The 13,649-nt window shown below is 42.5% G+C and carries 11 protein-coding genes and 5 tRNA genes; 14 read left to right on the top strand and 2 right to left on the bottom strand.

The features are described 5' to 3' along the window. Positions 1-35 precede the first annotated feature (35 nt). The gene (locus V7R35_RS15715; protein WP_334015879.1) at positions 36-701 is read right to left on the bottom strand and encodes a Bax inhibitor-1/YccA family protein; all 666 of its coding nucleotides are present in this window, start codon (positions 699-701) and stop codon (positions 36-38) included. 236 nt (positions 702-937) lie between these two features. Here V7R35_RS15715 and V7R35_RS15710 point away from each other — a divergent pair. The 3 genes from V7R35_RS15710 (at position 938) to V7R35_RS15700 (ending at position 3,214) form a co-directional block, all read left to right on the top strand. Beyond that, positions 938-1,029: transfer RNA gene (locus V7R35_RS15710), tRNA-Ser, on the top strand. A gap of 545 nt (positions 1,030-1,574) precedes the next feature. Then, positions 1,575-2,024 carry a hypothetical protein gene (locus tag V7R35_RS15705; RefSeq protein WP_334015878.1) on the top strand — a complete coding sequence of 150 codons (450 nt, stop codon included), beginning with the start codon at positions 1,575-1,577 and terminating at the stop codon, positions 2,022-2,024. Between the two features lie 215 nt (positions 2,025-2,239). After that, positions 2,240-3,214: an alpha/beta hydrolase gene (locus V7R35_RS15700; protein ID WP_334015877.1), complete on the top strand. Its 975-nt coding sequence runs from the start codon at positions 2,240-2,242 to the stop codon at positions 3,212-3,214. 9 nt (positions 3,215-3,223) lie between these two features. Here V7R35_RS15700 and V7R35_RS15695 read toward each other — a convergent pair whose 3' ends face one another. Then, positions 3,224-4,126: a LysR family transcriptional regulator gene (locus tag V7R35_RS15695; RefSeq protein ID WP_334015876.1), complete on the bottom strand. Its 903-nt coding sequence runs from the start codon at positions 4,124-4,126 to the stop codon at positions 3,224-3,226. A gap of 155 nt (positions 4,127-4,281) precedes the next feature. Here V7R35_RS15695 and V7R35_RS15690 point away from each other — a divergent pair, with 155 nt between their 5' ends. From V7R35_RS15690 to V7R35_RS15640, 11 genes are all read left to right on the top strand, one after another. After that, positions 4,282-4,728, top strand: a complete 447-nt coding sequence (locus tag V7R35_RS15690; RefSeq protein WP_334015875.1) for a DoxX family protein — start codon at positions 4,282-4,284, stop codon at positions 4,726-4,728. A 206-nt stretch (positions 4,729-4,934) separates the two neighbouring features. After that, positions 4,935-5,026 (top strand) — tRNA-Ser (locus V7R35_RS15685). 451 nt (positions 5,027-5,477) lie between these two features. Then, positions 5,478-7,598 (top strand): 5-histidylcysteine sulfoxide synthase, encoded by a 2,121-nt coding sequence (gene ovoA / locus V7R35_RS15680; protein WP_334015874.1) that lies wholly within the window; start codon positions 5,478-5,480, stop codon positions 7,596-7,598. Between the two features lie 5 nt (positions 7,599-7,603). Then, on the top strand, positions 7,604-8,893 hold the full coding sequence (locus tag V7R35_RS15675; protein WP_334015873.1) for an aminotransferase class I/II-fold pyridoxal phosphate-dependent enzyme: 1,290 nt from the start codon (positions 7,604-7,606) through the stop codon (positions 8,891-8,893). Between the two features lie 129 nt (positions 8,894-9,022). After that, the gene (locus V7R35_RS15670) at positions 9,023-9,751 is read left to right on the top strand and encodes a pirin family protein (protein WP_334015872.1); all 729 of its coding nucleotides are present in this window, start codon (positions 9,023-9,025) and stop codon (positions 9,749-9,751) included. Between the two features lie 191 nt (positions 9,752-9,942). Next, entirely contained in the window at positions 9,943-10,587 is a 645-nt protein-coding gene (uvrY, locus tag V7R35_RS15665; RefSeq protein WP_334015870.1) for a UvrY/SirA/GacA family response regulator transcription factor, read from the top strand. A gap of 17 nt (positions 10,588-10,604) precedes the next feature. After that, positions 10,605-12,422, top strand: coding sequence for an excinuclease ABC subunit UvrC (gene uvrC / locus V7R35_RS15660; RefSeq protein ID WP_334015868.1), 1,818 nt, complete (start codon positions 10,605-10,607; stop codon positions 12,420-12,422). A gap of 112 nt (positions 12,423-12,534) precedes the next feature. After that, positions 12,535-13,113, top strand: a complete 579-nt coding sequence (gene pgsA, locus V7R35_RS15655; RefSeq protein WP_334015867.1) for a CDP-diacylglycerol--glycerol-3-phosphate 3-phosphatidyltransferase — start codon at positions 12,535-12,537, stop codon at positions 13,111-13,113. Between the two features lie 163 nt (positions 13,114-13,276). Beyond that, positions 13,277-13,352: transfer RNA gene (locus tag V7R35_RS15650), tRNA-Gly, on the top strand. A 38-nt stretch (positions 13,353-13,390) separates the two neighbouring features. Next, a tRNA-Cys gene (locus tag V7R35_RS15645) sits at positions 13,391-13,464 on the top strand. A gap of 60 nt (positions 13,465-13,524) precedes the next feature. Further along, positions 13,525-13,611, top strand: a tRNA-Leu gene (locus V7R35_RS15640). Positions 13,612-13,649: the final 38 nt, after the last annotated feature.

Raw genomic sequence — 13,649 nt, 5'->3', positions numbered from 1 at the left:
TTAAGGGGTGTTTATTTTAAAACCTTAATCGCGAATTAATCGTCGCCACCAAATGCACCCAGTAGGTGTAGGATTGACGTGAACAAGTTGTAGATGTTCAAGTATAGCGAAACTGTAGCACGAATGTAGTTAGTTTCACCGCCGTGAATAATTCTGCTGGTATCAAACAGGATAAAACCTGACATGATGAATACGATAGCAGCGCTTATTGCTAGGCTTACTGCAGGTACCGCGAAGAATATGTTCGCTATAGCCGCCACAAGCACAACCACAAGACCCACAACTAAAAAGCCGCCCATGAAAGAGAAGTCTTTCTTCGTAGTTAGTGCATAACCAGAAAGAGCAAAGAATACCAACGCTGTAGCACCAAGCGCTTCCATGATAAGGCCAGGGCCTGCTACGCCAAGGTAGAAGTTAAGCGTGTAACCTAATGAAGCACCCATTAAGCCAGTAAATGCAAATACCCAGTAGATACCTGACGCTGAGTCAGCTTTCTTCTGTACAACAAACAAAGTGATGAAAGCGCCAATGGTCATACCTAGTGACATCATAGGAGAGATGCCTACTGCCATAGCTATACCAGCACAAACCGCACTAAACGCCAGTGTCATCGCAAGCAGCATGTAGGTATTGCGCAAAACCTTGTTTGTTTGCAATACCGATGGTTGAGATGCACTTGAATACATCGAACGTTGATCCATTGTTTCCTCCAATAGGACTTATATATGACCGAAATGGTTCTTTTATTTAGTGTATGTTGTATGGCTTTTAGTTCCCATTTTCAAGTGCTTTCAGATGAAAATGGTGTTACCTGCGCATTATTAGCCCCTGATTGTCTAATAAATAACGTATTTGATTGAATTCTCGGCACTTAAACAACTTTTTTAAATTTATGCTTTACAGTCATAAAAATATCATTAAGATACGCAGCACTTACGGAGAGTTGGCAGAGCCCGGTTTAATGCACCTGACTTGAAATCAGACGTGGGGTCAAACCCACCGGGGGTTCGAATCCCTCACTCTCCGCCATATTCAAGAAGCCCGCACAACGTTGCGGGCTTTTTTATGCCAAAAGAAAACTGCAGTTGAGTGAGGGTGAGACCCCCCGTTGTTCGACAAAACGGCACGATAGCCGTTTTGCACAACCGAAGGCTGCCCGAAGGGCGAGCGCCATGGACGGCGCGAGTGAATCCCTCACTCTCCGCCATATTCAAGAAGCCCGCACATTGTTGCGGGTTTTTTTATGCACTAAACAAAATACTACTTTGAGTGAGGGTGAGACCCCCCGTTGTTCGACAAAACGGCACGTTAGCCGTTTTGCACAGCCGAAGGCTGCCCGAAGGGCGAGCGCCATGGACGGCGCGAGTGAATCCCTCACTCTCCGCCATATTCAAGAAGCCCGCACAACGTTGCGGGCTTTTTTTGTTGTTCTACCCCGCATAATTTGAAGACTCCCAATTTCCTGCTAATTTTAACTAAAACACGCAATTCCTGTGTTTTGGCTTTTCAAAACGTATTTTTGTTATCAACGTTTTTAACGTAACGCTTGTATTCTTCTTTCTTCGAGGGTTGTCATGGACAAAACGCTACATGCAGACCGAAATTTATTTCTTCACGAGGGTTTTGAAACTGGGTTTTGGTGTCCAGTAGACCATTCGTTTAACGAAGCTGAATTATCCCTTTTGGCTTGCCGTTATCCATTGGGAGAGCCCATTAGGCCTATTACGCTGTTTTCGTGCATACATTCAAAGTTAATGTCTGAGCTATCGCGCTTCCCCCCAGAACAGAAAGGCGCTTTCGATAATAAATACCTTGGTACGAAAGAAAGTGGCGGTCTTGCACTTGAAATGGCTAACACCATTATGAAAATCGCTAAGGGATTAAATTATGTTGATGAGACAAGGTTTTGGCTAAATCACATAACACCTATTCACGCTCAAAAAACGCGGAAGATGTTGAACGAGTATCCGACATATCAGCAATTGTTTAACGTTTGGGCAACCACTGATGACGGGGCTTTTTAAACTCTCCGTGACTTTTGGTTTACGTTTAAAACAGTTTTTCAAAACCACAAAGCTGTGCGTCATCGTTTACTAATTTAGATAATCGTGCTTAATATGAACCTATAATAAAAATAATTGTTAAGGTTCTGGTGAAGGCACGGGTACTTTTTTACGCGGGTTTATTGGGTCTCTGCTTTTTAAGCGGCGGCTGTGCGACGTTTATCGCAAAGCAGGTAATGAACCCAGGCTTAAAACGAATTGAAAGCGACCTCCACAAAGTGCTCACCTCTGAGCAAGTATGTAGCAACAATAACCGATGCATTCGGGTTACCTCTTTTGCCGCAGACGATTCAAAAAACGATTTTATAAAAGCAAAAAATCTCTCGCTTTCTTTTAAACTCAATACAACCGACACCCAAAAAGTTTGGAAGTTTAAAAACAACAAAACTGAGCCTTTGCATACGCAAGTACTACAGGACGATATTATTGTTGTTCTACCAGGCTACATGCTTGACCCTAAATTACTGACTTTTAAAGCTCTGTGGTTACAGAGAATAACAGGGGCTCAGGTATTTGTTGCGCCAAATCCAGATGCAGAAGATTCCTTTTCGTTTGGTCTTAATTACGTAGAGCCGTTAAAAGCATTAATTGAAAAACGAAACGCGCGTCGAACTCATATTGTGGGCGTATCAATGGGGGCTGTTGCAGCAACTGAACTCTCAACACAAGTCGACAATGCAACATTGCATCTTATCGCCCCGATGATTAATTTCGATTATTCATTAAATGCTATATTTAGATTATATAGCGCAAACCGATTGATTCGTTTATTTGTCTCTCAACATAATATTGATAATGCAGCAGAGATTGTACTCAAACGAAGTGGCATTACGCGAAACGACCTAGACATAATGCATAAGCTGAACACTGGCAAACCAATGCCTATTTTCATGTACGCCTCAATGAGTGATGATGTTGTTAATGCTGCGCAGATTTACAATGATAAATTGTTTAACCGCGATGATGTTTCGTTGAACGTTTATTATCATTTAGAGCATGAGGAACTTGTGGCTTTGTTCGATGAAGAGCTACTGGCAGATTATGTCTCTCATATTACCAATACATCAGTACATCCGTCTGAAAAGAAGCTGGTAGGCGGATTGTGCCCAGTGAGTGATAAAGTCTGTGTTGATGCCTTAGAAAACATGTAACATTTTTATCTATTCCCAAGAATGTGTATCAGCAAAATATTCAGAAAGAAAGTCGATAAAAACACGTAGTTTGTTAGAAACCAATTTTCGGTGTGGGTAAACGGCATATAGGCCAATAGACGGGGGGGTATGATCATTAAGAATACTGAGCAGCTCTTTATTCTTCAGCGCTTTTCCAGCAATAAATGTGGGTTGTAGCACATAGCCTAGCCCCATTTTTGCAACGTCAGTGAGTATTTCACCGTTATTAACAGTAAGCCGTGGTTTGTAGCGCTGCGAATTGGTTTTAAGTACTTGAATTAACTCTGACGTTTCATCGTCATAATTAATATAGCTATATTCTAGATAGTGTTTGGGGTTTAGATCGCTCGGAAGCGTTGGAACACCATTCTTCTCTAAATATTCCGGAGAGGCACAAAGCACAAGTTTAATTGTTGCGATTCTTTTTGCTATGAAAGAAGAACTGTCCAATTGTCCGGCTCTTATTGCTACATCAAACCCTTCGTCTATCACATCCACTTTTCTGTCGTTTAGTTGCAAGTTTACTGAAACATGCGGATGTTTTTGCTGAAATGCACCAAGGCAAGCAGAAAGGTGCAGCGTTGAAAACGACACGGGCGCACTAACACGCAATACACCTTTGACCGATGTATTTAAAAGCCCTAGTTGCCCCTCCATATCTTCCACACTTTCTAAGATATGCTGTGCATGCTCAAAGCACTGTTGCCCCGCCTCAGTCAGGTGTATTTTCCGTGTTGTTCTATTAAATAATCGCACATCTAGTTCTTTCTCTAGTTGAGCAACATATTTGCTCACTAGTTGATTTGACGTATCGAGACGCTCAGCCGCGCGTGTGAAACTACCTTCACGCACCACAACACAAAATGTTCTTAGAAGGGCTAACCTATCCATAACTCTATTATCAATATTTTGTTGTTAATAATTCAATATAGCACATCTTTATCAAAATAATGGCGACGCCTATTATGTACCCATAACGTTGACTAACACCTAGCAACGACGAGATTTGAAACAACATACATTTTATTTATATTGAGGAAATGACAATGAACAAGCAATTTTTGAAAAACATTTTTACTACCAATAACAGCATCGCCAACATTATGCTTCGTGTTCCAGTAGGTATCATCCTTGCTGCACACGGTTCACAAAAGTTATTCGCATGGTTTGGTGGTTACGGTCTTGAGGGAACAGGGCAGTGGATGGAAAGCATTGGTCTTGCACCAGGTTTTCTAATGGCACTCCTTGCAGGTAGCGCAGAATTTTTTGGCGGTATTGCTTTACTGTTGGGTTTTCTAACAAGACCGGCTGCTATCGTAAGCGCATTTACCATGATTATTGCTATTTTCAGCGTTCATTTTAGTAACGGTTTGTTCATGAGTAACAACGGGTACGAATTTGCCCTTACATTACTTGCTGTAAATGTCGCATTGGCAATACAAGGTGGTGGAAAGTATTCAGTAGACAGTGCTATTGCAAATAAACTTTCTTAATTAAACAGAATAAATTGGAAAAGAGCAGGGGTGGAAGCCTTTGCTCTTTTTTCTTTTTAAGTGGTAATAACGCTAAGCATTAGATTGATTTTTGTCTTATTTTGCGAAAATTTAAACATTTTGGTTAGTGATTCAGCAGTTGATTAATTTTATTGAAATTAGTGCTTTACAGAAATAATTAAATCATTATTATACGCAGCACTTACGGAGAGTTGGCAGAGTCCGGTTGAATGCACTTGACTTGAAATCAAGCGAAGGGTCAAACCTTCCGGGGGTTCGAATCCCTCACTCTCCGCCATATTCAAGAAACCCGCACATTGTTGCGGGTTTTTTTATGCACTAAATAAAATACTTTTATGAGTGAGGGTGAGAAACCCCGTTGTTCGACAAAACGGCACGATAGCCGTTTTGCACAGCCGAAGGCTGCGGGAAGGGCGAGCGCCATGGACGGCGTGAGTGAATCCCTCACTATCCGGCACATTCAAGAAACCCGCACATTGTTGCGGGTTTTTTTATGCCTTTTCAAAAGTCACCGTTTTGATGAAATAAAAACTGATCTCATCCTTTCTTTATCTGGTAACTATGGTTCATTCCAATAAGAAATCATTTGTTGTCGCGCATTCGTCATAAAACCCTGATACAACAAATTAGATTTGCTGCTCGTCGTTACACTTTTGCTTTACTAAAGCGCGTATATACTATTTTCCGGCGCGTGGTGTTCTGCAGTAATAAAAATATAAGAGGATAGTATGCAATCAATGTCTACGCTTCACCTTCGAAATGGCACTGTTGAGCAAAAAAGAAAAGAAATTAAAGCTTACTTTTTAGACTCGTTTAATACTTACGAATCGTTATTTTCTTGTCTTGCTTCCGATAGCGCTTTTTACGAAAGACCTGAAAAACTGCGTCATCCACTTATCTTTTATTTCGGCCATACAGCAACGTTTTTCATCAACAAACTTGTTTTAGCTAAAGTTATCAACGAACGCATAAACCCTAAGTTCGAATCGCTATTCGCAATTGGCGTTGACGAAATGAGTTGGGACGACTTGAATGACGAAAATTACGATTGGCCAACTGTTGATGAAGTAAGACATTACCGTGACCAAGTTAGAACGTTAATGTGCGATTTAATTGACACATTATCGTTTTCAATGCCTATTAATTGGGAAAACCCCATGTGGCCAATCATTATGGGGATTGAGCACGAAAGAATTCATCTAGAAACATCGTCAGTTCTCATAAGACAATTGCCGCTCACATCAGTTAAACCCAATGAAGATTGGCCTGATTGCACACAGTTCGAAACAGATGAGACTGCTATACCGGTCAATGCTCTTCTGACGGTGCCTGCTACAGAAATCACCAGTAATAAAACAACCGAAGCTAGCTTTTACGGCTGGGATAACGAGTACGGAGAACTTAAACAGCAAGTTGCTTCATTTAAGGCATCTCGTTTTCTTGTAAGTAACGGTGAGTTTCTCTCGTTTGTGAAAGAAGGAGGTTATACCAACGCTGAATACTGGGAGAAAGAAGGTAACGAATGGCGAGAGTACACAAAGGCTCGTCACCCTGTTTTTTGGGTTAAGACCGACGAGGGTTACAAATACCGCAGCATGCTGCAGGAAATAGAGCTTCCTTTAGACTGGCCTGTAGACGTAAATTATCACGAAGCAAAAGCGTTTTGTAACTACAAGAGCAAAGCGAGCGGCTTGTCTATTCGCTTACCCACCGAGAACGAGTGGTTTGCCATGCGAGAGCATGCGGGCGTTATTGAAGAAGTCTACAGCGACGGTTTTAATATTGGGCTGGGGAAATATGCATCTAGTGAACCTGTGAATATTAACGAGTCAGGTGAATTCTTTGATGTAGTCGGAAATGTGTGGCAATGGACTGAGACGCCTATTTATCCTTTTGATGGATTTAAGGTTCACCACTTATACGATGACTTTACCACGCCCACTTTTGATAATAAGCACAACTTAATCAAGGGCGGTAGTTGGATATCTACAGGTAATGAAGCAACGAGAGATAGCCGCTATGCTTTCAGAAGACATTTTTTTCAACACGCGGGATTTCGTTACGTGCAAAGCGACAGTATGGTAAAAGTGAATGACTTTGATTATGAAAGCGACACACAAGTATCACAGTATAGCGAGTTTCATTACGGCGACGTGTACCATGGCGTTCCTAATTTTGCCAAAGCAAGCGCTGCATTTTGCATTGAAATGGCAACGCGTGCCGGAATAAATACAAATAAGGCGTTAGATCTCGGCTGTGCAGTTGGGCGTTCCACTTTTGAGTTGGCGAAGTATTTTCAAAGCGTTGATGGTATCGATTTCTCGGCACGGTTTGTTAAAACCGCTTTTGATATGCAGGAACGTGGTGAAATTCGCTACCATTTAATCGAAGAGGGTGAGCTTACCTCGTTTAAATCGAGAAAACTTGAAGCACTTGGCTTAGCAGATGTTGCAGATAAGGTGCACTTCGCACAAGGTGACGCATGTAACTTAAAACCACAATTTACCGGTTACGATCTTATCTTTATGGGTAACTTAATAGATCGTGTCTATAGCCCACGGAAGGTGCTTTCAAATATTAGTGAACGACTTAATGAAGGCGGGCTGTTAATTATAGCTAGCCCATTCACATGGTTGGAAGACTACACTGAACGTAGCGAATGGTTAGGCGGTTACAAAGATGAAAACGGGGAAACACTGAGTTCCACACAGGCACTAGAGAACGCTTTAAGCGGCCAGTTTAGTCGCGTAAATGCGCCTGTCGAGATACCTTTTGTTATTCGCGAGACCAAACGGAAATACCAACATACACTCTCTGAATTTAACGTGTTTAGAAAAAACCAATCGTAAAGCTAATGGATATAAACGCTACACCCGTTTTAGAAGCGCACAGGAAAGAGGCTGACAGGTACTCGTCGCTATGGGACAGTGATGAGTCAGGCAAGCAGAGTACTTCACGGTTGAAATACGCAGGCGTTAGCAAAAGGTTTCCCCAAGCACCTAGCGATGCCATTGCTATGTGGATTGCCGATATGAACATTCGCCCTCCAGAAGAGGTTATGGCGCTATTGCAGCAACATATAGTGACTGAATATGGTTACCAAGACTGTGATGTAGGGCAGGCTGTCGCCGATTGGCACTCACAACAAAATGTGCAGTTGTCTTCGCAACACACGAGTGCTGTGTTACCGGAACATGTTGTTGATGCGGTTAGCACAATAGGCGCAATAGACACCGCATTGTGCACTTTTTGTAACAAGGGCGACAAAGTCATGCACTTGTTGCCTAGCTATCCGCCTCTTCAAGATATAATTGAATCGAACGGGCTACAGCCAATATCAATAGAGTTACCTTTATCAGAAAACAAAACAACTAACTCGGGCCATATTGAGACCATTGATACTGCTTTACTCGATGCTGATGCAAAAGCTTTTTTGCTATGCCACCCAAATAATCCAACGGGAACTGTGCTTGATATTGAAAATCAGGCTGAAATTATACGCTTCTGTGAACGCCATAATATTCTTTTAATCGTTGACGCAGTTCACAGTGACTTCGGGTTCTTACCTCATGTGGCGCCATCAAGCGTGCCGCTTTTTGGCGCTGCCAGAGGGCTACTATGTTCTCCAATCCTAATTCACATTAATAGCGCATCAAAAACCTTTAATTTGGCTAGCGTACCGGGTGCGTCGTACGCGGTTGTTGCAGATGATGCGAAGCGTGAAGCTTTACGGCGAGCCTTAAATCGAAGACATCTTAATGCAAGCATTTTAAGTAAACTGGCACTTGTTTGTGCTTATAACGCATCTAGCAAATGGTTAGAACAAGTCCTTGTAGCTATTGAGTTTAACCGAAACTTTGTTAATGCCTTCTTTTACCACCACAAACTTAAAGCCACCTATACCATGGGCGCAGCAGGCTACTTTCTATGGTTATCCATTTCATCAATAACGCCACAGTTAAAAGGCAATGATACAAGTAGTACTGGGTCTGCAAGGACGGTAAGCACCTTCGACGACTGTATTAAAAATGGCGTTATTGGTAGCGATGGCAGCGCTTTTGGAAACCCTGACTTTATACGTCTCAATCTTGCATGTTCACCTGATACTATTGAGCGCGCATTGAATCGCATCTGTTTCTGCTAGGTATGTACATTCTATTTAGTAGGACATATCTTCAATTATTTTGGCATTTAGTTCTACTTTGTGGGTCTTATAATGACTTCATACTAAAGTTTTCAGCAACGCTGAGACAAACATTTTTTGGAGTTAGCAATGGTATATTTAAGACAAGCAAAAACACGCGGTGCCGTTGACTTTGGGTGGCTGCGCAGCAAACACAGTTTTTCGTTTGGTCATTATTACGATCCGAAACACATGGGTTTTTCTGTGTTGCGGGTAATTAATGATGACATTGTTGCACCAGGCAGGGGCTTTGAAACCCATGGACACCGTGACATGGAGATTATTTCTTATGTGGTAAGCGGTGCTTTGAAGCATAAAGACAGCACGGGCAATGAGTACATTGTGCCAGCGGGTGATATTCAAGTGATGAGTGCAGGGAAAGGCATTATGCACTCTGAGTTCAACCCTTCAAAAGACGAGGCCGTCAACTTTCTGCAAATTTGGATAGTGCCGAGTGAGAAGGGAGGCGAGCCACAGTATTCTCAGCGTGCTTTCGGCAATAGTACGCAATCAGGCGAATCTTCGGGTGCAAAAGAACTTCTTGTAAGTCAAGATGGCAGCAATGAATCGCTTACCATAAAGCAAGATGCATCTATTACCCGCATTCAGCTAAAAAAAGATGAACAAATTGAACAGGTTACTGAGGGCAGAAAAGGGTACCTTCACGTGGTAAGCGGCACTGCAAATGTAGTGTTAGCCAGTGAAAATGCTCCCATTTCAGTAAACCCAGGTGATGGGGTTGGAATTTATGAGCATGAGACGGTAAAAGTTTTAGGAAACGATCCGTTTGTAGCACTATGGTTCGATTTACCAAGTTAGGCTAAATGTTCATAAATTCAATTATTTATTACAAAATGTGTATCTTCACTTCACGAAATTAATTGACGTGGTATTATGACTTTAACGTAGTGTTTCAGCCGCGCCTTAGTGGTCTTCGCCTTAAGCGCGAAAAACCTTAATTGCGATGAAATACTACTTGTGGTTTTTATAGATGTCAGTGAGATACTAGAGTGATAAAAATAATCCTAGCAGATGATCATGACTTGGTCAGAACAGGGATACGCCGAATTCTGGAAGATGTAAGTGACTTTACCATTATGGCCGAGGCAAAAAATGGTGAGGACGCTGTACAGCTGTGCCGAAAAAACGCACCAGATGTGGTACTCATGGACGTAAACATGCCTGGTATTGGCGGTTTAGAGGCAACAAAGAAAATTGTGCGTATGTCTGAAAATACGCGGGTTATTTGTGTTTCTATGCATAAGGAAAGCCCAATACCTTTGCAGGTAATGGAAGCTGGCGCGTTTGGATTTCTTACGAAAGATGCCGAGCCTGAAGAAGTCATTATGGCTATTCATAAAGTATTTGGCGGCCAGAAGTATATTGATAGTGAAGTAGCTAACAACATTGCGGTAGGTAAGCTGTCACCCAGTAATAACAACCCATTTGATGATTTATCAAGCCGCGAGCTGAACATTGCTCAACGCCTTACAAAAGGGCAAAACGTTAAAGACATCGCCAATGAGCTTAGTATTTCAGCGAAAACGGTAAACACCTATCGCTATAGAATGTTCGACAAGCTAGGAGTAACCTCTGACGTTGAACTAACGCATTTGGCACTTCGCCATAAGCTTATCGACCCCAATCTACTGTAGTTAACTCCAATTCGACTATGCCAGCCTTTGATTCAGCTGCTTTCCTAAAGAATCTTACTTCACAACCTGGTGTTTACCGCATGTACAACTCACAGGATGAAGTAATATATGTAGGAAAGGCAAAAAATTTAAAGAAGCGTGTTTCTAGTTATTTTCGCACAAACGTAGACAACGCAAAGACACGCTCCTTGGTTAGCCAAATACATCAGATGGATGTCACTGTGGTTAACAGCGAAACAGAAGCGTTTTTGCTAGAAAACAACTTTATAAAGAAGTACAAGCCGCGTTACAACGTAGTGATGCGCGACGACAAGTCGTACCCCTTTATATTTCTATCTGACCACCCGCACCCAAGACTGTCTTTTCACAGAGGCCCGCAAAAGAAAAAGGGCGAATATTTTGGCCCGTACCCTAGTGCATGGTCTGTGCGTGAGAGTTTGCGCTCTATGCAGCGGATATTTCCAGTAAGGCAATGCGAAGATAGCTACTACCGTGCCCGCAGTAGGCCTTGTTTACAATATCAAATGCAGCGATGCAGTGCGCCTTGTGTTGATGGCTATGTGTCGGACGAAGAATATAAAGAACAGGTAAATTTTGCCCGATTATTTTTAAAGGGCAAAAATCAGCAAGTAATTGGTAGCCTCGTTGAAAAAATGGAAAAGGCAAGCGAAGCCCTTAACTTCGAAGCCGCCGCCCGCTATCGAGATCAGATTAACGCGTTACGTAAAGTTCAAGAGCGTCAGTGGGTTGCTGGTACGCAGGATGAAATGGATGTATTTGGGTTTGCTTTTAAAGGCAATATGGCGTGTATTCAAGTGATGTTTATACGTGATGGCCAGCTATTAGGCAGTAAGGCATTTTTCCCGAAGGTCCCTAATACAGCTGACGAACAAGAAGTTTTCGAGTCTTTCTTCCTGCAGTTTTACTTAGCAGGCAATAAAGTTATACCAAAACAAATTGTGCTAGCTAACGATCTCAGCGATCAGGACGCCATTATAGAGCTACTTTCAAGTGAAGCGGGCCACAAAGTTACCTTTTTTAAAGGTGCACGTGAAGAGAAAAGAAAATATCTGCAGCTGGCACAGGCAAATGCAGTTAATGCATTGGATGCACAATATAGCCAGCAGAAATCAGTTTTTGCGCGCTACTTGAGTCTAGAAGAAGCATTGGAAGTCGATAAACCACTTCAACGCATGGAATGTTTCGATATTAGTCACACGTCGGGTCAGCAAACTGTAGCATCTTGCGTAGTATTTAATAGAGAAGGGCCGCTTAAAAGCGATTATCGTCGTTACAATATCGAAGGAATAACGCCTGGTGACGACTACGCAGCAATGGCGCAAGCATTGAAGCGCAGATACAAAAGCGTTAAAGAAGTACAAAAAATCCCTGACCTGTTAATAATAGATGGCGGTAAAGGGCAGCTTGCACAGGCTGAAGCATTTTTCGAAGATTGGCCACACGATAAGAAGCCAATGTTGCTTGGTGTAGCAAAAGGGGTAACTAGAAAAGCGGGTTTAGAAACGCTGATTCTTGCCGGAAACCACGACGTGGTGTCGATGGACAGCCATGCACCTGGTCTTCATCTAGTGCAACACATTCGCGATGAGTCACACCGTTTTGCTATTACTGGGCACAGAAATAGACGCCAGAAAGTGAAAACCACTTCAAGCCTTGAAAGTATACCGGGTATTGGCGCGAAGCGACGTCAGCAGCTTCTTAAGTTCATGGGCGGCCTACAAGGCCTTAAGAAGGCAAGCAAAGATGAAATTGCCAGCGTACCTGGCATTAGCCAAGACTTAGCGGAAACAATTTACGACCATCTTCACAACTAAATATTGGCTGTTACAAGCATTACGTTGTGTTTTAAGGTAATGTGTTACCAGAATAATAGCTGTATAGCAGCGCTAAACGCCCAAAGCGGCAAGATATTGAGACGTATTTTTTATGTGGACTGTTCCAAATTGCATTACTCTATTCAGAGTAATCCTTATTCCCGTTTTTGTAGTTGTTTATTTTCTAGATTGGAAGTGGGCGCACGAGGCAGGTGCTTTTATTTTCTGGCTTGCAGCAATCACAGATTGGTTTGATGGTTATTTAGCAAGAAAACTTCAACAATCAACACCCTTTGGTGCATTTTTAGATCCAGTTGCCGACAAGCTTATCGTTGGTGCAGCGCTTCTAATGATTACGCATAGTTATGCAACGCTTTGGATAACGCTTCCTTCAATAGCGCTGCTAGTTCGTGAAATTTATGTGTCTGCGTTAAGAGAGTGGATGGGTTCAAACGGTGTAAGAGACGCCGTTCAGGTTTCATTTATCGGTAAAGCAAAAACAACTGCTCAAATGTTGGCCTTAATTGGGTTGTTGTCGGGTTTAGAAACCTTTATGGGCTTTCCAATTTATTGGGTAACGCTTGGATATATTTTACTTTATATCGCTGCGGTGCTGTCAATTTGGTCAATGATTGTTTATTCAAAAGCAGCGTGGCCTCATTTAAAAGGCGGGGTATCGTCGGCGAATTGATCGCGCATTAATCAATGTGAATAAAAAATTAGCAAACGATCATGAAAAGCCGCATTTATCTCAATTTAAACGTTTTTTCGTATTGACAGTTTTGATTGGGTAGGTAGAATGCACCACACATTTCGAGAGGACATCACCGAAACGAAATGTAAGATTAAGGCATGCGGGAATAGCTCAGTTGGTAGAGCACGACCTTGCCAAGGTCGGGGTCGCGAGTTCGAATCTCGTTTCCCGCTCCAATCCTTAGAGGATGCTTTAATCACGCGCCAGTCGCACTGGCGGAATGGCAGAATGGCTATGCAGCGGATTGCAAATCCGTCTATCTCGGTTCGACTCCGGGTTCCGCCTCCATAGAGCTGCAACGCAGCATCAGGTTCTACGCCTGACACCTTTGCTGAAAAGCAACCCGATGCCCGGGTGGTGAAATTGGTAGACACAAGGGATTTAAAATCCCTCGCTGGTAACAGCGTGCCGGTTCAAGTCCGGCCCCGGGCACCATTTACTTTCTCCTAGAAAACAAAGATTGATTCTTTTCT

Origin of the sequence: Alteromonas sp. S167 (genome assembly GCF_036864375.1) — a bacterium.
In the GTDB taxonomy this organism is placed as follows: Bacteria; Pseudomonadota; Gammaproteobacteria; order Enterobacterales; family Alteromonadaceae; genus Alteromonas.
Note: the sequence above shows the minus strand (reverse complement) of the source record. Positions and strands in the feature narration are given on the sequence as shown.

What these genes read in the sequence shown, in the direction of transcription:
- V7R35_RS15715 (WP_334015879.1), bottom strand. Translation starts at nt 701, where the DNA reads ATGGATCAACGTTCGATGTATTCAAGTGCATCTCAACCATCGGTATTG.
- V7R35_RS15705 (WP_334015878.1), top strand. Translation starts at nt 1,575, where the DNA reads ATGGACAAAACGCTACATGCAGACCGAAATTTATTTCTTCACGAGGGT.
- V7R35_RS15700 (WP_334015877.1), top strand. Translation starts at nt 2,240, where the DNA reads ATGAACCCAGGCTTAAAACGAATTGAAAGCGACCTCCACAAAGTGCTC.
- V7R35_RS15695 (WP_334015876.1), bottom strand. Translation starts at nt 4,126, where the DNA reads ATGGATAGGTTAGCCCTTCTAAGAACATTTTGTGTTGTGGTGCGTGAA.
- V7R35_RS15690 (WP_334015875.1), top strand. Translation starts at nt 4,282, where the DNA reads ATGAACAAGCAATTTTTGAAAAACATTTTTACTACCAATAACAGCATC.
- ovoA (WP_334015874.1), top strand. Translation starts at nt 5,478, where the DNA reads ATGCAATCAATGTCTACGCTTCACCTTCGAAATGGCACTGTTGAGCAA.
- V7R35_RS15675 (WP_334015873.1), top strand. Translation starts at nt 7,604, where the DNA reads ATGGATATAAACGCTACACCCGTTTTAGAAGCGCACAGGAAAGAGGCT.
- V7R35_RS15670 (WP_334015872.1), top strand. Translation starts at nt 9,023, where the DNA reads ATGGTATATTTAAGACAAGCAAAAACACGCGGTGCCGTTGACTTTGGG.
- uvrC (WP_334015868.1), top strand. Translation starts at nt 10,605, where the DNA reads ATGCCAGCCTTTGATTCAGCTGCTTTCCTAAAGAATCTTACTTCACAA.
- pgsA (WP_334015867.1), top strand. Translation starts at nt 12,535, where the DNA reads ATGTGGACTGTTCCAAATTGCATTACTCTATTCAGAGTAATCCTTATT.